Source organism: Primorskyibacter sp. S187A (assembly GCF_049800955.1).
Classification (GTDB): domain Bacteria; phylum Pseudomonadota; class Alphaproteobacteria; order Rhodobacterales; family Rhodobacteraceae; genus JAKVBH01.
Genome location: NZ_JBNAGA010000001.1, coordinates 1,303,082 through 1,322,818, shown reverse-complemented (window position 1 = coordinate 1,322,818; position 19,737 = coordinate 1,303,082). Strand labels below are relative to the sequence as shown.

The 19,737-nt window shown below is 60.1% G+C and carries 20 protein-coding genes; 15 read left to right on the top strand and 5 right to left on the bottom strand.

Annotated features, from left to right (window positions below):
• Positions 1-296 precede the first annotated feature (296 nt).
• The gene (gene xth / locus ACP15S_RS06640; protein WP_425038787.1) at positions 297-1,079 is read left to right on the top strand and encodes an exodeoxyribonuclease III; all 783 of its coding nucleotides are present in this window, start codon (positions 297-299) and stop codon (positions 1,077-1,079) included.
• Positions 1,080-1,207: 128 nt separating this feature from the next.
• On the opposite strand, the gene ACP15S_RS06635 is transcribed toward xth, so the two are convergent.
• Positions 1,208-2,317, bottom strand: a complete 1,110-nt coding sequence (locus ACP15S_RS06635) for a HupE/UreJ family protein (RefSeq protein ID WP_425038786.1) — start codon at positions 2,315-2,317, stop codon at positions 1,208-1,210.
• 100 nt (positions 2,318-2,417) lie between these two features.
• On the opposite strand from ACP15S_RS06635, the gene ACP15S_RS06630 reads away from it, so the two are divergent.
• The 3 genes from ACP15S_RS06630 to ACP15S_RS06620 all read left to right on the top strand — a co-directional run bounded on the left by ACP15S_RS06630 (position 2,418) and on the right by ACP15S_RS06620 (position 4,991).
• On the top strand, positions 2,418-3,302 hold the full coding sequence (locus tag ACP15S_RS06630) for a PfkB family carbohydrate kinase (protein WP_425038785.1): 885 nt from the start codon (positions 2,418-2,420) through the stop codon (positions 3,300-3,302).
• Positions 3,299-4,201: a pseudouridine-5'-phosphate glycosidase gene (locus ACP15S_RS06625; RefSeq protein ID WP_425038784.1), complete on the top strand. Its 903-nt coding sequence runs from the start codon at positions 3,299-3,301 to the stop codon at positions 4,199-4,201. The genes ACP15S_RS06630 and ACP15S_RS06625 overlap by 4 nt, the downstream gene beginning before the upstream one ends.
• Before the next feature lie 91 nt (positions 4,202-4,292).
• Positions 4,293-4,991: a DUF502 domain-containing protein gene (locus tag ACP15S_RS06620; protein WP_425038783.1), complete on the top strand. Its 699-nt coding sequence runs from the start codon at positions 4,293-4,295 to the stop codon at positions 4,989-4,991.
• A gap of 31 nt (positions 4,992-5,022) precedes the next feature.
• Here ACP15S_RS06620 and ACP15S_RS06615 read toward each other — a convergent pair whose 3' ends face one another.
• Positions 5,023-6,066, bottom strand: coding sequence for a patatin-like phospholipase family protein (locus ACP15S_RS06615; protein ID WP_425038782.1), 1,044 nt, complete (start codon positions 6,064-6,066; stop codon positions 5,023-5,025).
• A gap of 122 nt (positions 6,067-6,188) precedes the next feature.
• Complete coding sequence (locus tag ACP15S_RS06610) at positions 6,189-6,974, bottom strand: 3-hydroxybutyrate dehydrogenase (protein ID WP_425038781.1); 786 nt, start codon at positions 6,972-6,974, stop codon at positions 6,189-6,191.
• 490 nt (positions 6,975-7,464) lie between these two features.
• Between ACP15S_RS06610 and ACP15S_RS06605 the strand changes: the two genes are divergently transcribed.
• The 4 genes from ACP15S_RS06605 (at position 7,465) to ACP15S_RS06590 (ending at position 10,977) form a co-directional block, all read left to right on the top strand.
• Positions 7,465-9,282 (top strand): extracellular solute-binding protein, encoded by a 1,818-nt coding sequence (locus ACP15S_RS06605; RefSeq protein ID WP_425038780.1) that lies wholly within the window; start codon positions 7,465-7,467, stop codon positions 9,280-9,282.
• 189 nt (positions 9,283-9,471) lie between these two features.
• On the top strand, positions 9,472-9,948 hold the full coding sequence (locus tag ACP15S_RS06600; RefSeq protein ID WP_425038779.1) for an arsenate reductase ArsC: 477 nt from the start codon (positions 9,472-9,474) through the stop codon (positions 9,946-9,948).
• Positions 9,945-10,595: an aquaporin gene (locus tag ACP15S_RS06595; RefSeq protein ID WP_425038778.1), complete on the top strand. Its 651-nt coding sequence runs from the start codon at positions 9,945-9,947 to the stop codon at positions 10,593-10,595. Before ACP15S_RS06600 ends, ACP15S_RS06595 begins: the two co-directional genes overlap by 4 nt.
• 151 nt (positions 10,596-10,746) lie before the next feature.
• Complete coding sequence (locus ACP15S_RS06590) at positions 10,747-10,977, top strand: hypothetical protein (protein WP_425038777.1); 231 nt, start codon at positions 10,747-10,749, stop codon at positions 10,975-10,977.
• Here ACP15S_RS06590 and ACP15S_RS06585 read toward each other — a convergent pair whose 3' ends face one another.
• Positions 10,978-11,604 (bottom strand): helix-turn-helix domain-containing protein, encoded by a 627-nt coding sequence (locus tag ACP15S_RS06585; protein WP_425038776.1) that lies wholly within the window; start codon positions 11,602-11,604, stop codon positions 10,978-10,980.
• Between the two features lie 63 nt (positions 11,605-11,667).
• Here ACP15S_RS06585 and ACP15S_RS06580 point away from each other — a divergent pair, with 63 nt between their 5' ends.
• The 3 genes from ACP15S_RS06580 to ACP15S_RS06570 are packed head-to-tail and all read left to right on the top strand — an operon-like array spanning position 11,668 to position 15,083.
• Complete coding sequence (locus ACP15S_RS06580; RefSeq protein WP_425038775.1) at positions 11,668-13,209, top strand: class I adenylate-forming enzyme family protein; 1,542 nt, start codon at positions 11,668-11,670, stop codon at positions 13,207-13,209.
• 12 nt (positions 13,210-13,221) lie between these two features.
• Entirely contained in the window at positions 13,222-13,860 is a 639-nt protein-coding gene (locus ACP15S_RS06575) for a DsbA family oxidoreductase (RefSeq protein WP_425038774.1), read from the top strand.
• Positions 13,857-15,083, top strand: coding sequence for an MFS transporter (locus ACP15S_RS06570; RefSeq protein WP_425038773.1), 1,227 nt, complete (start codon positions 13,857-13,859; stop codon positions 15,081-15,083). Before ACP15S_RS06575 ends, ACP15S_RS06570 begins: the two co-directional genes overlap by 4 nt.
• Before the next feature lie 3 nt (positions 15,084-15,086).
• Here the strand turns inward: ACP15S_RS06570 and ACP15S_RS06565 are convergent, their stop codons facing one another.
• A complete protein-coding gene (locus ACP15S_RS06565; protein ID WP_425038772.1) occupies positions 15,087-16,196 on the bottom strand; it encodes a PQQ-dependent sugar dehydrogenase in 1,110 nt (369 codons plus the stop codon).
• A gap of 154 nt (positions 16,197-16,350) precedes the next feature.
• Here ACP15S_RS06565 and ACP15S_RS06560 point away from each other — a divergent pair, with 154 nt between their 5' ends.
• The 4 genes from ACP15S_RS06560 to ACP15S_RS06545 all read left to right on the top strand — a co-directional run bounded on the left by ACP15S_RS06560 (position 16,351) and on the right by ACP15S_RS06545 (position 19,607).
• A complete protein-coding gene (locus ACP15S_RS06560; RefSeq protein WP_425038771.1) occupies positions 16,351-17,547 on the top strand; it encodes an ABC transporter substrate-binding protein in 1,197 nt (398 codons plus the stop codon).
• A 96-nt stretch (positions 17,548-17,643) separates the two neighbouring features.
• A complete protein-coding gene (locus tag ACP15S_RS06555) occupies positions 17,644-18,420 on the top strand; it encodes an ABC transporter ATP-binding protein (protein WP_425038770.1) in 777 nt (258 codons plus the stop codon).
• 78 nt (positions 18,421-18,498) lie between these two features.
• Positions 18,499-19,212 (top strand): ABC transporter ATP-binding protein, encoded by a 714-nt coding sequence (locus ACP15S_RS06550; protein WP_425038769.1) that lies wholly within the window; start codon positions 18,499-18,501, stop codon positions 19,210-19,212.
• Between the two features lie 2 nt (positions 19,213-19,214).
• Complete coding sequence (locus tag ACP15S_RS06545; protein ID WP_425038768.1) at positions 19,215-19,607, top strand: hypothetical protein; 393 nt, start codon at positions 19,215-19,217, stop codon at positions 19,605-19,607.
• Positions 19,608-19,737 lie beyond the last annotated feature (130 nt).

Sequence of the window (19,737 nt, the reverse complement as noted above, 5' to 3'; positions counted from 1 at the left end):
CGAAGTTGTGCCTCAAGGTTTGCTCGCATGGCGGGAGCTGTAAAACGTTTTTTCTCGCAGAGGTGGCAGAACGAGACTTATCCACAAAAGCTGTTTCCGGCAGACGACCCGGATTTTTCGGCAATTCTTGTTGTGCTCAAATTTTGTGCGCACGTTCAGTTTACCCAAAATTAGCGACTTTTCAGCGTCAACCGAAGCGAATCAGCGGCGAATCGCCGGGCGTTTGACACAGTTGCAGCCTCTTGCCCCGCAGCCTGATCCCGCCGATAACCGCAGCAGATGGAGAGAGGGCAGCCATGAAAATCGCGACATTCAACATCAACGGCATAAAGGCGCGCATTGGCGCGCTGACGGCATGGCTCGAAGAGGCGCAGCCGGACGTGGCGCTCTTGCAAGAGATCAAGTCTGTCGACGAAGGCTTTCCCTCAGAGCATTTCGAAGCCATGGGCTACAATGTGGAGACCCATGGTCAGAAGAGCTTTAATGGCGTGGCAATCCTGTCAAAACTGCCGCTGGAGGACGTCACGCGCGGCTTGCCCGGCGATGAGAGCGACGAACAGGCCCGCTACATCGAGGCCAGTGTCATGGGCGACCATATGGCTGTGCGCCTGTGTGGCTTGTACCTGCCCAATGGCAACCCCTGCCCCGGCCCCAAGTACGACTACAAACTGGCCTGGATGAAACGCCTGAAGGCACGCGCGCAGAGCTTGCTCGACGCAGAAATGCCGTTTCTGATGGCGGGGGATTACAACATCATCCCGCAGGCCGAAGACGCCGCGCGCCCGGAAAGCTGGACCGATGATGCCTTGTTTCGGATGGAAAGCCGCAACGCGTTTCGCGAGATCGTCAATCTTGGCCTGACCGATGCCGTCCGCGCGCGCAATCCCGCGCCCGAGACGTATTCTTTCTGGGATTACCAGGCGGGCGCTTGGAACCGGAACGATGGCATTCGGATCGACCATATTCTGATGAGCGCACTTGTGGCGGATCATATGACCGATGTCGGCATAGATGCCGCCATTCGCGGCCACGACAAACCTTCAGATCATGTGCCGGTCTGGGTCGAGCTTGCGATCTGACGCTTGATGCCCGCTCTGTTGCCCTGAGCGCGTTTGGGGGCGCTGCCCCCGCCACAAACTGCGTTTGTGCCTCCCCCGAGGTATTTCGAGGCAAAAGAAGTCTGTTGGCGGTGTCATGGTGAGGGGTGCTACAGGAACACCCGCTCGACAACCCACCATGCCCCGATCAAGGCAATGATCACGCTGGCAGGGATCGCTATCGCGCGCCGGTACCATGGTTTGGCGCCGAACCAATAGACCACAAGGCCAAAGGCCATGGCAATCACGGCAATCTGCCCCAGCTCCACACCGATGTTGAAGCCGATCAGCGCAGGCACCACTTGACCTTCGGGCAAACCAAAAGCGCCCAGCACCGATGCAAAGCCCAATCCGTGCAGCAGGCCAAACGCAAAGACCACAACCGGACGCCACGGCGTCATTTTCGGAGACAGGATGTTTTCCACCGCCACGTATACGATAGACGCGGCAATGATTGGCTCAACCACGGCGCCGGGCAGCGATACCCAGCCCAAAACGCTCAACGCAAGCGTGACGCTATGTGCGAAGGTAAACGCCGTGACCTGCCACAAGAGCGCGCCCATGCGCAGCGAGAGAAAGAAAAGCCCCAGCACAAAGAGGATATGATCTAGGCCTTTGGGCAGGATATGTTCAAAGCCCACTGCGATGTAGCTGAGTAAAACACTGCCAGCGCTGAACTGTGTGGGCGATGCAATGGAAATCGGCCCGGACGTGCTGCCTCCGTCGATATAACCTGCGTATCCATCCTCCAGATCAATCTGGCGCAGGATCAAGGTGCCGTAGCCGCGTGGCCAAGTCACCTCCAGCGTTGTGCCACGTTCCAGATCGGCTGTGAGAATTAGCGTGCTGTCACGCAGGGCTTCGATATCGCCGATGGGGCCGATGTCCACGCGTTCGACCCGCAAGGGCAAGGCCGCGCCATCCGCTGACATCCCGATTTCAGCCGCCATGCGTTCTGCGACGGGCGCAAAACGGTCTGCGAGGGCGTCAGAGCTCAGCGCGCGCAGCGTGTCATAGGCTTGGGCCTCCGGGGCAGAATTGGTGTCTGCCGCCACATCGAGATCAACACCTGAAACAAAGGCCTCCACGTTCAGGTCAAGCAACAGAGTGACAACGCCGCCTGAGGTCGACAGATCCCCCACCGTGGGGCGTACTTCATGCGCAATCGCGCCGCTGGCCCAGATCACAATCGCCAAACAGATAAACCAGACCTGCCTCATGGCCATCCCCTCACATGTCTTGCGCGCAGACTTGCTCTATTCGCGCAAATGGGCAAGGCCCCGACTTGCGGATCACTGCGCAACAGGCCACTACTCCACCATGACAAACGTATTGTGCATTGGCTCTGTCCTTTGGGACGTGATTGGTCGGACGGCCAACCATGTCGGGATGGGGTCGGATGTGCCGGGGCGGATCACTCAGATCCCCGGCGGGGTTGCGTTCAACATTGCCATGACATTGCACCGCTTTGGCCTCACACCCGCGCTGATCACCTCGATCGGACGGGACAAGGAAGGCGAAGCGCTGATCGCAGAATGCAACGAGATGGGGTTAATCACGGATTACATTTACCGTTCCGATGATCTGGCCACAGATCGCTACATGGCCATTGAAGGCGCAGGCGGTCTTGTCGCGGCCATTGCCGATGCGCACTCCCTGGAGACGGCTGGCGAAAAGATCCTGCGTCCCGTGCTGGATGGCACCTTGAGCGCCACCGGAAAGCCTTTTGGGGGTTTGATTGCCCTTGATGGCAACCTGACCGAGGCTTTGCTCGCGCGGATCGCGTCGGACCCGGCTTTCGCCGCCGCGGATCTGCGCGTCGCGCCAGCCTCGCCCGGAAAGGCCCAACGCCTCGCGCCCTTCCTTTCAACACCAAGTGCCACGCTCTACGTCAACCTCGAGGAGGCCGGCATCCTGTGCCAGGACACATTCGAGACAGCCCATGACGCGGCCCGAGCGCTGGTCAAGCGCGGCGCCCTGCGCGCTTTGGTGACCAATGGTGGCGCCATGGCCGCTGATGCGACCAGCGAGGCAGTCCTCGAAGCGCATCCGCCCGAGGTCCTCGTCACACGGGTGACCGGTGCGGGCGATACCTTTATGGCCGCCCATATGGCCTACGAATACCGCGGACTGGACAGGCAAAGCGCGCTAGGCGATGCTCTGACCGCTGCCGCACGTTACGTTGCAGGAGATACCCCACAATGACCCCCGTTTACTCGCAGGAAGTGGCCGAGGCGCGAGCCGCCGGTGCGCCAATCGTTGCCCTGGAATCGACAATCATCACCCATGGCATGCCCTGGCCTCAGAACCTAGATATGGCGCGACGGGTCGAAGCCGAAATTCGCTCAAGCGGTGCCACGCCCGCGACCATTGCCGTTTTGCATGGCAAATTACACATCGGGCTCGATGATGATGCGCTGGAAGATCTCGCGGGGACGCGCGGCGCGGCCAAACTCTCGCGCGCGGATCTGGCGGTGTGCCTGTCTGAGGGCCGAACGGGTGCGACAACCGTGGCCGCCACTATGATCGCCGCGCATCACGCAGGCATCAGCGTCTTTGCCACAGGCGGCATCGGCGGCGTTCATCGAGGCGCAGATCAAAGCTTTGATGTGTCGGCAGATCTGCGTGAGCTGGCCATCACGCCGGTAACTGTCGTGGCCGCAGGCGCGAAAGCCATTCTTGATCTGCCGAAAACACTTGAAGTTCTAGAGACGTATGGCGTCCCTGTCATTGCCTATGGGCAGGATGCCTTTCCCGCCTTCTGGTCCTCCGATGCGGGCCTCAAAGCGCCTTTACGCATGGACACACCCGACGCCATCGCGGGCGCCCATGCAATGCGCGGCGCGCTCGGGCTTGCGGGCGGGCAGCTGATTGCAAATCCAATCCCGGTTGAGGCGGAAATTCCGCGCGCGGAAATCACGCCGATGGTGGAGCGCGCCCTCGCAGATGCCGAGGCCCATGGAATCACAGGCAAAGCCGTGACCCCATATCTCCTGCAACGCATTTTCGAGCTGACCGAAGGCCGTTCCCTGACCGCCAACATTGCCCTTGTTCTCAACAACGCCCGTCTTGGCGCGGAAATTGCCTGTGCATTGAGCAAATGACGCCCTGCGACGCTGTAAAGCGGCAAGACCCATTGTGAACGCCGCCAAGAGCCCCTAGCTATAGTACAAGACTGGACCATAGACCCGAGACATGACGACCCCATTTGACCCTGAACCCAGACGGCCGGGCCTGATCTCGCGCCTGCGCGCGTCTTTCCTGACAGGTCTAGTGGTGATCGCCCCTGTTGGCCTGACGATCTGGTTCCTCTGGACACTGGCAGGCTGGGTCGACAGTTTTGTGCTGCCTCTCGTTCCGGACACGTTCAACCCCGAGAAATACATTGGGATTAACCTGCGCGGTGTGGGCGTGATCATCTTCCTGATCTTCACGATCATCGTCGGCTGGATCGCAAAGGGACTGATCGGCCGGTCGCTCATCCGCTTTGCCGAGAGCCTGGTGGAGCGCACGCCCGTGGTCCGCTCGATCTATTCAGGCATCAAGCAAATCGCGGAAACCGTCTTCGCGCAATCCGAGCGCAGCTTCGAGAAGGCCTGCCTTTTCCAATACCCGCGCAAGGGCATCTGGGCCATCGGCTTTATCTCGACGACGGCGCGCGGCGAAGTGGCCGACCGCGCCGAGACACAGGGCGATCTTATCTCCGTCTTCGTACCCACAACACCCAACCCGACGTCAGGCTTCCTTCTCTTCTTCCCGAAAGAAGACATAATAGAGCTGGATATGAGCGTTGAAGATGCAGCCAAGCTCGTGATTTCGGCTGGCCTCGTCTATCCCAATGGCAAGGATGCCAAAGCCAAGATTGAAGAGCTGGCGCGCAAACGCGCGTCCTGAGGGCGCAGTCCCGCGCGCAGGCAGGCCCGTTTCAGGCAAACATATCGCGTAAATCCGCGCTTTGCCGCTGCCCCAGATCATCTGCGTGTTTGCTAAGAAAGACCTCGGCAGCCTCCTGCCCCGCCGCCTTGAGCTGCGCGATCACACTCGGCAGAGCGACCAGTTTGGTCGCAACGGACAGATCATTCATCAACCCATCATCCGCAATCATGTGCACCCGCAGGCGCTTCATCGCCCCCTCCGGGATCTGCCCTTGATCCAGCAACCGCTGAACAAACTCGATCGCGCGCAACTCGCGCAACAAGGAGGAGTTGAAACTGATCTCGTTGATCCTGTTGGCAATGTCCTGCGGCGTGGCCGGTATCCCCTCCCGCTCCAGCGGGTTGATGTTCACAATGACAATGTCATCGGGCAAATGCGCCTCAAACAACGGAAACAACGCAGGATTACCCGTATAACCGCCGTCCCAGAATGCCTCCGGCGCACCGGTAACCGGATCAGGCATCTCAATGGCCTGAAACAATGTGGGCAGGCAGGCAGACGCGAGAATGACATCGGTATTGATCCCCTCCCCGGTAAACACCCGCACCTTGCCATCCCGAACACATGTGGTGCAGACATGTAGCTCAGGCCCTTTGACACGCGTGCACACCTTGTCGAAATCAAATTCCGAGACGATCCGCTCCAAAGGGTTCTTGTAGAAAGGTCCATAGATATACGGCGACACAACGCGTGTCAGCGTATCCGCCATTGCAAAAAGTGGCGAATACTCAAGCGCTTTTGCCGTAAAAAACGGCTCCGGAACAAATCCCTGCATCCATGCCGGCATGCGCAAGTCGCTGATCCCCGAGACCTGCTGCCACAGCGCCTCCAGCGCCTCCCGAGCCCCCTCGCGGTCGCCCCGCACCCAACCAGACTTCAGCGCCGCCCCATTCAAAGCGCCCGCTGATGTGCCCGTCACCGCCGCGATCTCCAGCCAGGGCTCCTCCAACAAACGATCCAACACCCCCCAGGTAAACGCCCCATGGGCGCCGCCGCCTTGCAAGCCAAGATTGATGCGTACAGGCTCACGCATGTGCCGTCTCCTTCTTTTGTCCCCAAATACCTTGGGGGAGGCCGCAGGCCGGGGGCAACGCCCCCAAACCGCGCGTCAGCGCGCATCCAGTGTGTGCAGCACGCATTGAAAAACCGCGCGGTTCAGAGCGCAGTCCAGCCACCATCGACGGAGATCGTCGTGCCCGTGATCTGCGCGGCCGCGTCAGATGCCAGAAACACAGCCGTCCCACCAAGCTGCTCGACGGTCGCGAATTCCTTGGACGGTTGCCGCTCAAGGATGACCTTTTGTTTGGCCTCCTCCTCGGACATCCCGTATTTCTTGGCCGTGTCCGGGATCTGGCTTTCGACCAGCGGCGTCAGAACATAGCCCGGGCAAATCGCATTGGCCGTGATGGGTTCACGGGCCGTCTCCAGCGCCACGGTCTTAGTCATGCCGACGATGCCGTGTTTGGCTGAAATATAGGCCGACTTGTAGGGCGATGCGGTCAATCCATGGGCGGAGGCAACATTGATCACCCGCCCCCAGCCCGCAGCCCGCATCTTGGGCAAGGCGGCGGCGGTGGTGTGGAAGGCGGAGCTGAGGTTGATCGCGATAATGGCGTCCCATTTCTCGGTCGGAAACTCCTCCATCGGCGCCACGTATTGAATACCTGCATTGTTGATCAGAATATCGCAGCGGCCAGCGGTCTCGATCAGGGCCCGACATTCGCCCCCCTTTGACATGTCCGCCTTGATGTAGCGCGCTGTGACGCCTGTTTCGGCCGCAATCTGCTCCGCCAGTGCATGATCCTCGTCCCGATCCGTAAAGGAGTTCAGGACAACATCGGCGCCCGCGCGCGCCATTTCCCAGGCGATGCCCAGACCGATCCCGGAGTTCGATCCCGTAATCACGGCGGTCTTGCCCGCAAGCTGCGCTGTTTGTGTCATGTCCCCGGCTCCTGTTGCTGCATTGCCGCAATACTACATGCTGCGCGCGCGAGGGAAACCGCTAAACACGGGACACCAATTGTCGCCACGCACACCCGTGACACTTATCCGCAACATCGTCGTTAACCTCGTGTTAACTCAAAATGTGGTTACTACCTCTACATGTTGGGCAGCAAATCAACTCTCCCCCAAGATGAAAGGCGTCGCGTTCTGACCCTCCCGCAGAACGCGGCGCCGACGATGCGCACAGCCGTTGACCGAAACGATGTGATCGCGCGCGCAGATGTGCAAAAGGCAGGCACAAAAAAACCCCGGCACGAAGCCGGGGTCAGTTATTGAGGCAGGTTTCATACAGGCAAGAAACCTATCGAGCAGTGATCTCTTTATAAGCAATTTCTGTGAGCCATGAAAGCTAAAAGTTTGAAAACGCGTAAAACCCCCGCTACGCTCTGCGTCAATAATAATAGGGCAGATGAGGATTGTTGATAAAATGGGCCTAGATTTTTTCCGCCCCGCGCTTGGCGCCGGGCTGCTGATGGCCAGCATTTCGATTGGGGGATTCGCGCAAGCTGAGGCCAGCCATGGCATCGCTATGTATGGCGACCCTGCCCTCCCACCGGATTTTGTGTCCCTCCCCTATGCCAATCCCGACGCGCCCAAGGGCGGGCGCATCGTCATGGGCGAAGCTGGCGGCTTCGACAGCCTCAACCCATTCATCCGAAAAGGGTCCGTTCCGTGGATGCTCCGTTTCATCGCCGTCGAGAGCTTGATGGGACGTTCCTACGACGAACCCTTCGGACTTTACGGTCTTTTGGCCGAATCGGTCGAGACTGCAGAGGATCGCTCCTGGGCCGAATTCACCCTGCGTGAGGAAGCGCGATTCTCTGATGGCACGCCGGTTACGGTGGAGGATGTCATGTGGTCCTACGAGACGCTGGGCACCGTGGGCCACCCGCGCTACCAGGGGCTCTGGGGCAAGATTGAGACGATGGAGCAAACCGGTCCGCGCAGGATCCGCTTCACCTTCAACACCGAAGACCGGGAGCTTGCTCTGCTTGTGGGGCTCAGACCGGTGCTCAAGAAAGCACAATGGGACGGGATCGATTTCGCGGCATCGGGCCTTGATACGATCCCCATCACCTCCGCGCCCTATGTCATCGATGATTTTGAAGCCGGGCGCTTTGTCTCGCTCAAACGCAATCCGGACTATTGGGGCGCCAAGGTTCCGTTCCGCCGTGGCACCAACAATCTGGATGAGATCCGCATTGAGTTCTTCGGCGACGGCGCGGTCGCCTTTGAGGCGTTCAAGGCCGGTGAGCTGAACACGCATCGCGAGTTCAACGCCTCCAAATGGGCAACGCAGTTCAATTTCCCTTCGGTCCAGAACGGAGACGTGATCCTCTCGGAAATCCCGCACCAGAGGCCCACGGGCATCACGGGCTTCGTGATGAATTCCCGCAAGGATGTCTTCAAGGACTGGCGCGTGCGCGACGCGATGATCCATGCCTTCAACTTCGAGTTTATAAACGAGGCCATGACCGGCGGTGCACAGCCCCGGATAACGTCCTACTTCTCGAATTCGGTGCTGGGCATGCGCGATGGCCCCGCCGAGGGGCGCGTCGCCGAATTCCTCGAGCCTTTCGCGGCGGACCTTCTGCCCGGCGCATTGGAGGGCTACAGCCTGCCAGTGTCTGACGGCTCCGAGCGCAACCGCGCCAATATCGCCAAAGCCATGGCGCTGATGGAGGAAGCGGGTTGGACCATTCAGGACGGTGTCATGAAAGACAGCGCCGGCACGCCGTTCACGTTTGAGATCCTCCTGCGGCAGGGCTCTTCGGAAAACCAGGCCATTATTGATATCTATGTCGAAGCGCTGACCCGTTTGGGCATCACACCCACGATCACCACTGTCGACAGCGCGCAATATAAAGAGCGCACCAACGCATATGACTTTGGCATGGCGTACTATCGGCGCGGTCTGTCGCTCTCGCCCGGCAATGAGCAATTGCTCTATTGGGGCGCCGATGGCATCGACACGCCCGGCACACGCAACTGGATGGGCGTCAACTCACCCGCCGCTGAAGCCATGATCAACCGGCTTGTGAATTCCGAGAACAACGAGGATTTCATCGCCGCCACCCGCGCGCTTGACCGCATTCTGACCACGGGGCGCTATGTCATTCCGATCTATCAGTTCAACGTGGGCCGCGTGGCCCATGTCAAGGAGCTGAAATATCCCGAACGCATCCCGATGTACGGCGACTGGATCGGCTGGCAACCGGATGTGTGGTGGTATGACGAAAACTGACCGGGGCGCAGATCTCGCGCGGCGCTTGGTCCTGGCGGTGAGCCTCTTGGCGCTCGTCAGTTGCGGCGTGGCGCGAACGGCTGTGAAAGTGCCCGTCAAAGCCACCAAAACGGTCGTCAAAACCGTCTTATGAACCATGCTGATCGAGCCCGTCACAGGACCGTTACAAAGACGCCTTAGGCGGGCCTGATGAACATACTTGTTTTGTGCACCGGAAACTCCGCCCGCTCGATCTTGCTGGAATCCATCTTCAATACCGACGGCGCAGGCCGTGTACGCGCCTATTCCGCGGGATCGCATCCGACCGGACGGGTGCATCCGCAAAGCCTGAGGTTGCTGAGCTCTCGGGGCCATGACATATCCCAAGCACGCTCAAAATCCTGGGATGAATTTGCCTCTTGCGACGCGCCTCAGATGGATGTCGTGATAACAGTTTGCAGCGCGGCCGCAGGAGAAACATGCCCGCTATGGTCGGGCGCGCCCATATCCGTCCATTGGGGTGTTGACGATCCCGCAGCAGCGACAAAAGACGAACGGGCCACAGCCTTTGAAACGGCCTATGCCTTGTTGCAGGGCCGCGCCCGCAGCTTGCTCGATCTGCCTTTTGAGGCGATGGATCGCGGCGCGCTCAAAACCGCGCTGACCCAAATAGGAGACTTTCGATGACCGCGCAAAAGCTCGCCGCAGAAGCTCTGGGGACAGCGCTGTTGCTCATGTCCGTCATAGGCTCAGGGATCATGGGCGAGACTTTGGCTGGGGGCAACACGGCCATTGCGCTCCTGGCCAATGCAATCGCCACCGGCTGCATGCTCTATGCGATTATCACCGTGCTTGGCCCCATCTCGGGCGCGCATTTCAATCCTGTCGTGACCCTCGCCTTTGCCTGGCGCGGCGAGATCACGTTGGCGCTTGCGCTGGCCTACATCGCCGTTCAGGTTTCAGGCGGTATCGCGGGCGTCTGGCTCACGCATATCATGTTTGACCAACCCGTGTTTCAGCTCTCGCAAACCCTGCATCGCACCGGGCCCGCGCAATGGGTTTCCGAGAGTGTTGCGACCTTTGGCTTGCTCTTTGTCATTTTCGGGGGCTTGCGCTCGCGTCCGGATGCGATCCCAACACTGGTCGGGCTCTACATCACTGGCGCTTATTGGTTCACCGCATCCACCTCATTCGCGAATCCTGCCGTGACCATCGCGCGCACGCTTAGCGATACTTTTGCAGGTATTTTTCCCGCGCACGCACCAATGTTCATCGTGATGCAAGCTTTTGGAGCACTGGTTGCAGTAATTCTACTGCCTCGACTTTTCAGGTGAAATTTCAAAGTCTTAAAGTGCCCTGAAAAGTGTTTCTTTAACCAAAAAATACGGCAAATCGACTTTTTTCGAGATTAGCGTTTATTTAACTCTACTTCTTCCTAATGATCAGGCCCTAGGCAGGGGTGCTGGCAAACATGGGATACTTGCAATGAACTGGTCGGACCTCACCAACAATCTCACGGACTATCTTGGCCGTCTCAAGTCGCGATTTCCGAATGTCGACGAAGATGTGCTGCCCGATATGGACGAGCGTTCGCGTCTGGTCGAACATATCGCGGCGCGCCATGATTTGACAGCCTTTGAAGCCAGCCAGGAGATTGATGATTGGCTGTTTATCGAAAGCCTGGCGCGGCAGGCCTCTGAAATGCACGTACGCTGATCAACTGAGCGACGTGACCCATAGGATGGTCGCGTCTTCTTCGCTGGTTGAGATCACGTTATGCCCCATGGCGGCGTCGTAATAGGCGCTGTCGCCTCGCCGCATCTCCACAGGCTCATAGAACTCCGTATAGAGACGAATCGTTCCCGTCAGGACATAGAGAAATTCTTCTCCGTCATGGCGCACCCAGCCATCAAATTCGTCCATGGACCGCGCGCGCACGCGGGCCCGGTAGGGCAACATTGCTTTGCGCGTCAGCTGATCTGCCAGCAACTCATGCTCATAGGTCGCCGTGGCCTGCTCAGTCCCTTCCCCGGACGAAGTCACCGCCATCCGCCCCATGATCTGCCCATCCGAGGGCGCTGTGAACAGTTGCGGGATCGAGATGTCGAGCCCCAGCGCCAGCTTCTTCAGCGCGTCATATGTCGGCGACATCTGTCCATTTTCGATCTTCGACAAGGTTGAGCGCGCCAGACCCGCCTGTTTTGCCGCCTGTTCCAATGTCCAGTCCCGATCCTTGCGCAGCGCACGTACGCGGGCGCCAAGATCAAGGGGCTCGGCATGGGCATCCGCGCCATTCGCGCGGGCCAGCTGGATCAGGGATTTGGGGTCTCTGCGTTGGGTCATGGGGTCTGATAGTCGCCCTGTCCGACCCTTGCAACCGCAGGCCGCACTGCGTAGCAACATGGCATGACCCCACCTCACGTGTCCTCCCTCCTCGATCGGAGCCCCTGGCCTGCCTGTCCACGCCCGTTCAACATGGCCGCCCATGTCCTGCAACATGCCGAGTCCCTGCCTGACAAGGTCGCTCTGGCGGTTCTGGGTCCGGCCCGCGCCGAACGGTGGAGCTACGCCCGTCTCGCAACGGCCATCAGGGGAACCGCGACGGGGCTTTTGCAGTCCGGGCTGGCGCCGGGCGACCGTGTCCTCTTGCGCTTGGGCAATACGCCCGATTTTCCCATTGCCTATCTCGGCTGCATCACGGCCGGGATCTTGCCTGTCCCCACATCGGCGCAGCTGACGGAGGAAGAAGTCCAGAAACTGGCTAGCATCGTGGATCCGGCCTGCGCTCTGCGCGCGCCTGACATCGCCTGCCCCGACGCGCTAGCCCAAATATCGCAGGATAAGCTCCGCACATTCCATGAGCTGCCGCCCGCACCCTTTGCCATGGGCGACCCGGACCGCCCCGCCTACATCATCTTCACCTCCGGAACATCGGGGACACCGCGCGCGGTTGTGCATGCCCATCGCGCCATCTGGGCGCGCGGCATGATGCATGCAGGCTGGTATGGTCTGACGGGTACAGACCGTTTGCTGCACGCGGGCGGCTTCAACTGGTCCTTCACCCTTGGCACTGGTCTCATGGATCCCTGGAGTGTGGGCGCGACCGCGCTCATCCCAGCGGCCAACACAGCCCCGCAGATGCTTCCGCTCCTCTTGAAGAGACACGACGCCACGATTTTCGCCGCAGCTCCGGGGGTTTACCGACAAATCCTCAAGCACCATCAGAGCTTTGATTTACCAAAACTGCGCCACGGTCTTGCGGCAGGCGAAAAGCTCTCCGAGACTTTGCGCGCACGGTTTCAGGCGGCATCAGGCCGCGCGATTTACGAGGCTTACGGCATGTCCGAATGCTCGACCTTCATCTCCGCGAGCCCGGACGCCCCAGCTGCGCCCGGCGCTCTGGGCACAGCGCAACGCGGGCGCCGGATCGCCTTGATGCGCGATGGCGCACCCGTGGCCCGGGGTGAAACGGGCGAGATCGCCGTTGATGCAGCAGATCCGGGCCTGATGCTGGGCTATTGCAATGCCGCTGGCGCGACCGCTGAGCGACTGCATGATGGCTGGTTTCACACCGGCGATCTGGCGCGCATGGATGCCGATGGGCAGATTTTCTACGAAGGCCGCGCCGATGACATGATGAATGCCGGTGGCTTTCGGGTCTCGCCTTTGGAGGTCGAGGCCTGTTTGCAGAGCCTTGCTGGAATTGAGTCCGTGGCGGTCACGGATGTCGAGATCAAGCCCGAGGTCCGCGTCATCGCGGCGTTCTACACCGGCCCCGAGGCCTTGCCGGAGGAGCAGCTGCGGGCGCATGCGGAAGCACATCTGGCGCGTTACAAGCAACCGCGTCTCTTCCGACATCTCGACGGGCTGCCCACGGGCCCCAACGGTAAACTGTCGCGGGCCGCGTTGCGCCGGAGCTTTTCGCCTGACACCGGCCAAAACACCTGATAGGCCGCGCCCATGGTACAGCTCGACATCTTCTCCGATCCAATTTGCCCCTGGTGCTACATTGGCAAGGCCTATCTTGATCGCGCGCTTGAAGCGCATCCCGATCATCCTTTTGCGATCCGCTGGTTGCCCTTTCAGCTGAACCCGGAAATGCCCCGCGAAGGCATGGACAGGCGCGCCTATCTCGAGGGCAAATTTGGCGGCAAGCAAGGCGCGGTCACGGCCTATATGCCTGTGCAGGAGCATGCCGACAAAGCCGGGTTAAAGATCAATCTCGACGCGATCAAACGCACGCCCAACACGCGCGATGCACATCGTCTGATCCACTGGGCCGAGATTGAAGGGCGTCAGACGGCGGTCGTCTCAGCACTGTTCAAAGCCTATTTCGTGGAAGGTCTGGACATCGGAGATCGCGATATTCTCGCGGATATCGCGGATTCCGTTGAGATGGATGCGGCCGTGATCCACAAACTGCTGGCCTCAGATGCAGATGAGCGCGAGACGGTGGAGCGCGATGCGGCGGCCCGTGGTATGGGGATCAATTCCGTTCCAACTTTCATCGTGGCCGGCAAACATGCCGTACCCGGCGCGCAGCCGCCCGAGCTTTGGGCCAAGGTCATTGCCGAATTGTCCCAACAGGATGGCGCATGACGCAACCGCGGCATCGCGCAGCCCTGTCCCAGACGGAATTCGTGGCCCTGATGGCCATGTTGGCGGCGACGGTCGCTTTCTCCATCGACGCCATGCTGCCGGCCTTGACCAACATGGGGCAAGAGCTCTCACCGCAGGCTCCTGACCGCGCGGCGCTCGTTGTCACTGCATTCATCGGCGGGATGGGTCTGGGCACGTTGTTCACAGGCCCTTTGTCAGATGCCTACGGTCGGCGCCCGGTGATGTTCTGGTCCTCGGCACTGTTCATGTCCGCAGCCGCCTATGCCATGTTTGCCCAAAGCCTTGAGGCCTTGCTGATTGCGCGTTTCGTTCAGGGGATCGGCGCGGCAGGGCCGAGGATCGTCGCCATGGCGATCATCCGTGACAAATACCAGGGGCGCGAGATGGCGCGGCTTTTGTCTTTTGTCATGATTGTCTTCGCGCTGGTGCCTGTGCTTGCGCCCACCATGGGGGCCGGTCTTATCGCCATCATGGGCTGGCGCGGTATTTTTGGAGCTTTTGTCGTCTTTTCCTTTCTGACGAAGCTTTGGCTGTATCTACGCCAACCCGAAACGCTCACTGCCGATATTCAGCGCCCCTTCCGGCTTGGCCTGATCTGGGACGGATTGCGCGAAATGTGGGCCATTCCCATGGTGCGTCTGTCCATCCTCACGCAAACCTGCGCGTTTGGCATGCTCTTCGGGATGCTCTCCTCCGTGCAGCTGATCTATGATCAGACCTTTGATGCCGGCCACACATTTCACCTCTGGTTTGGCTTTGTGGCGCTTGTCTCGGCCAGTTCCGGCGCGCTGAATGCCTCGCTGGTGCAGCGCTTTGGCATGCGGGCCATCATCATGGTCATGTTCATGGTGTCCGCCTCGCTCAGTTTGCTTTTGGCGCTCATCTGGCCGTGGCTCTCGCCTGAGTGGCAGTTCGGAACCTTTGTGGCGTGGCAGATCCTGATCTTCTTTCAAGCCGGCATGACCATTGGCAATCTCAATGCGCTTGGCCTTGAGCCGCTGGGCCATATCGCGGGGTTGGCGGCCTCTGTCATGGGCGCGATTGCCACATTGGGCGCAGCAATTGTGGCTGCGCCATTGGGGATCGCTTTCGACGGCACGCCGGTGCCTCTGGCCTGGGGTCTTGGGCTGCTTGCTATTGCATGCACGGCCATGACCTTGCGGATGCGCAAGCTGGAACGGGTCATCGTCACGGCGGAGTAGCGCCTAGCCCGGCGTGATGCGGTAGAGCGCCCCCTCGCCCACGGACAGAAACCAGATCCCCCCGTTCGGACCTTCGCGCACATCGCGGACACGATTGGTCATGGGCCCGGAAATCTGTTCCACTTCCGATATGTCTGACCCGCTCAGCCGGGAGATGTAGTCGAATTTCAGCGAGCCTACGAAGATATCGCCCTCCCATTGCGGCCAGAGCGCGCCGGAGTAGATCATCATACCTGAGGGCGCGATGGAGGGATCCCAGTAGTGCTCGGGCTGTTCCATCCCATCGCGTGTGGTGCCTTCGCCGATCTTGAGGCCCGAGTAATGCCGCCCGTAGGAAATCACAGGCCAGCCGTAATTCGCGCCCCGTTGCACGCGATTGACCTCATCGCCCCCGCGCGCGCCGTGCTCGACAACGTAGAGCTGACCCGAGGCGTCAAGTGCTGCGCCTTGCGGGTTCCGGTGTCCGTAAGACCAGATTTCCGGCTGATCAAAGCCCGGATTGCCCGGCGCTGCGGCACCATCCCGCGTGATCTTTAGGACCGTGCCATTGTGATTGCCCGTGTCTTGCGCAGATGGCCTGTCGCCCCGGTCTCCGATGGTCACGAAGAGATGCCCGTCGGGCGCTTCGACGAGGCGAGAGCCGAAGTGGCGGCCGGAATTCGTGGGCTCGGCAATGGTGAAAATCGTCTTCGTCTCCAGCAATCTGGCCCCGTCATCCGACAACTTGGCCCGCAACACGGCCGTCGCCGAACGCCGCCCAAAGGGCTGTGCATAGGTCATGAAGAGCTCGCGCCGTTGTGCAAAATCCCGGGGTATGAGCACATCGAGCAAACCACCCTGCCCATCGGCGGCAATGTCGGGCAGCCCGGCGACCCGGTTCACCTGACCTTCGCGCGCCAACAGCAGAGCGCCGTCCCGCTCCGTGATCAACAAACCGCCTTCCGGCAGAAACCCAACAGCCCAAGGCGCATCAAGACCGGAGACGATCCTGTCGACCTGCAATTGCCCCGCAGCGCTGTCTATTTTCTCCGCGCTGAGAGGCGATGAGGCGGTGGCTATGAGAAAAGCGGCGGCCATCCCGCGCGCGAGACGTGAAGAGGATTTCAGCGACATGACAAACTCCTTTTGACAAAAGAGTTAGCGTCACGCCCGCCTCGCGCCAGCTTCCTCACGTGGACGTTAAGGCACCTGCGTTTCCCACTTTTCAATTCCGATCAGCCCGCATAATCTCCCGTGTTAGACGAAAGTCCAATTTGGGAGTTTAACAATGAAAAATCTGATGACTGCGACAGCAATCGCAGCTCTGAGTGCTGGCATGGCATCTGCCGCCGGCCATGGCGAAATCAAAGTCGGCGTATTCCTCGGCTTCACAGGCCCGATTGAATCGCTGGTGGCCGAAATGGGCCCGGCGGCCGAGATGGCCATTGCGGAAGTGAGCGACAGCGGCGCCTTTCTGGGCGGCACCAAGGTCGTTGCGGTACGCGGTGACACCACATGCGTAGATGCAGCAGCAGCCACAGCCACGATGGAACGCCTCGTGACATCCGATGGCGTCAAAGGCGTTGTCGGCGGCGATTGCTCCGGCGTGACCGGTGCGGCGCTGCAAAACGTGGCTGTGCCCAATGGTATGGTCATGGTCTCGCCTTCGGCGACATCGCCCGGCCTGAGCCACGCCAACAACGAAGACAATGGCCTGTTCTTCCGCACCGCGCCGTCCGACGCCCGTCAGGGTGTTGTGATGACCGAAGTGCTCATGGAGCAAGGCATCAAGGAAGTCGCGGTTACCTATACCAACAACGACTATGGCAAGGGTCTTGCCGATGCGTTCCAAGCGGCTTTTGAAGGCGCTGGCGGTACCGTGACCATCTCGGCGGCCCATGAAGACGGCAAAGCGGACTATTCCGCGGAAGTCGGCGCGCTGGCGGCTGCAGGCGGTGAGCGTCTGGTTGTTGCAGGCTACGTCGATCAGGGCGGCTCCGGCATCGTGCGCGGCGCGCTTGATACAGGCGCGTTTGACACGTTCCACTTCCCCGATGGCATGGTCGGCAATGCGCTGGAGACGATTTTCGGTTCTGAGATTGATGGCTCCACAGGTCAGGCACCGGGCACAGACAGCCCCGGCGCGGCCACGCTGGCCGAGATGTCCGGCGACGCGTTTGACGCCACATCGCCTTTCGCGGCGGAATCCTATGACGCGGCAGCGCTGATCCTTCTGGCCATGCAGGCCGCAGGCTCTGCGGAACCCGCTGATTACAAAGAGAAGATCATGATGGTCGCCAACGCACCCGGCGAACAGATCTTCCCGGGCGAGCTGGCCAAAGCGCTTGAGATCATCGCGAACGGTGGCGACATTGACTATGTCGGTGCTTCCGCTGTTGAGCTGATCGGACCCGGCGAATCCGCGGGCAACTACCGTCAGATCGAAATGAAGGACGGCAAGGTATCAACGGTTAAATTCCGCTGATCCACCGTCTATTGACACAGCAAGGGCGTGGGCTTCGGCCTGCGCCCTTTGCGGGAGGCGCCGGGTTTTTCTGTATCGAGACAAAGGGGAACTACCGTGATTGAGGTCCATGACCTTCACAAACACTTTGGCGGTTTTCGCGCAGTTGACGGCGCGAGCCTGTCTATCGAGACTGGAAAGATCACGGGTCTGGTTGGACCCAATGGCGCAGGAAAAACAACGCTTTTCAATGTGATAGCAGGCGTTCTTCCACCTACATCCGGCAGGGTCACGATGGATGGCGAAGACATCACGGGGCTTCCCCCGCATGTGCTTTTCCACAAAGGTCTTCTGCGTACGTTCCAGATCGCCCATGAGTTTTCCTCGATGAGCTGTCGCGAAAACCTGATGATGGTCCCGGGCGCGCAATCCGGGGAGACGCTTTGGAACACCTGGTTTGGCCGCAAGCGCATCGCCGATGAGGAGCGCGCGCTCAAGGCCAAGGCCGATGAAGTGCTCGAGTTTCTGACTGTTGAACATCTCGCCGATCACCCGGCCGGGGCGATTTCTGGCGGGCAGAAAAAGCTGCTGGAGCTCGGACGGACGATGATGGTTGATGCCAAGATCGTCTTTCTCGACGAGGTTGGCGCGGGCGTGAACCGGACCCTTCTGGGCACGATTGCGGGCGCGATTGAGCGGCTGAATCAGGAGCGCGGCTACACGTTCTGCATTATCGAGCATGACATGGATTTCATTGGACGACTTTGCGAGACGGTCATCGTGATGGCTGAGGGCAAGAAGCTCGCGCAAGGCACGATTGATGAGATCAAGGCCGATGAGCAGGTAATCGAGGCCTATCTGGGCACGGGTCTCAAGAACAAGGAAACCGCGTGATGACGCAGAGGGTCCGCCGTGAGGGGCCAGCCCCTCACACTCCCCGGAGTTTAACGGGCAAGATGAAGGGGACGACGGATGGCTGAGCCGTTTCTGATTGGTGACACCATGACTGGCGGTTATGGCAAGGGGCCCGACATTCTGCATGAGTGCACAGTCAAGGTTGATCCCGGCGAGATCGCTGTGATCGTGGGGCCAAACGGCGCGGGCAAGTCAACGGCGATGAAGGCGGTCTTTGGGATGCTGGACGTACGCTCGGGCGCGGTGCGGCTGGGTGGCGAGGATATCACGCATCTGAGCCCGCAGGACCGCGTGGCCAAGGGGATGGGGTTTGTGCCGCAAACCTCCAATATCTTCACCTCGATGACGGTCGAAGAGAACCTTGAGATGGGCGCCTATATCCGCACCGATGATTTCAAGGAGACCATGGCGCAGGTTTACGATCTGTTTCCGATCCTCAAGGAGAAACGGTATCAGGCGGCGGGCGAGCTCTCTGGCGGGCAACGCCAGCAGGTGGCCGTGGGCCGGGCGCTCATGACGCAACCGCAGGTACTCATGTTGGACGAACCGACGGCGGGCGTCTCGCCCATCGTGATGGATGAGCTCTTTGACCGGATCATCGAGGTCGCGCGCACGGGGATTTCGATCCTCATGGTGGAGCAAAACGCCCGTCAGGCTCTTGAGATCGCGGATACTGGTTACGTGCTCGTGCAGGGGCGCAATGCCCATACGGGGACGGGCAAGGACCTGCTGGCGGATCCGGAAGTCCGCAAGTCGTTTCTGGGGGGCTGACGTTGGATTTGCGTATTTTGGGCCAGAAGAAACTTGCAGCGTTGGCTTTATGCTCTGCGCCGGGTTTGGTCGCGGCGCAAGCGCTTGAGATTCTGGACTGTCGTTTTGAAAGCGAGTGCTTTGAGACGGAGGCCTGTGCCGCGACATCCTACGAGCTGACGTTAACCTTAACGCCCAGTGGTGGGCGGACGATGGCTGTGGCGCAAAGTGTGAATGAGACGATGTCTGGTGGTGGGTTTGATCTGGCGCAGGGCGGACGCTCGTTTTTGTTCCAAAGCCAGATGGGGCCGGTGATGCTGACGCTGGCCGCTGATGGCAGCGCGCGGCAGGCGGTGCATGGCGGCGGGGATGCGATGATGATCAATTACGCGGGCATGTGCGAGGTGCGAGGATGAATGCTATCGCAGCTCTTCACGGCACAGACGGACACTCATCTCGCAGGGACGCGCCGCGAGTGGCCAGCGGTGTTTGCCAGACGGCGGCTCGCGTTCGACCGCCTAATTGGCAGAAACAGGCAGGGGCCAT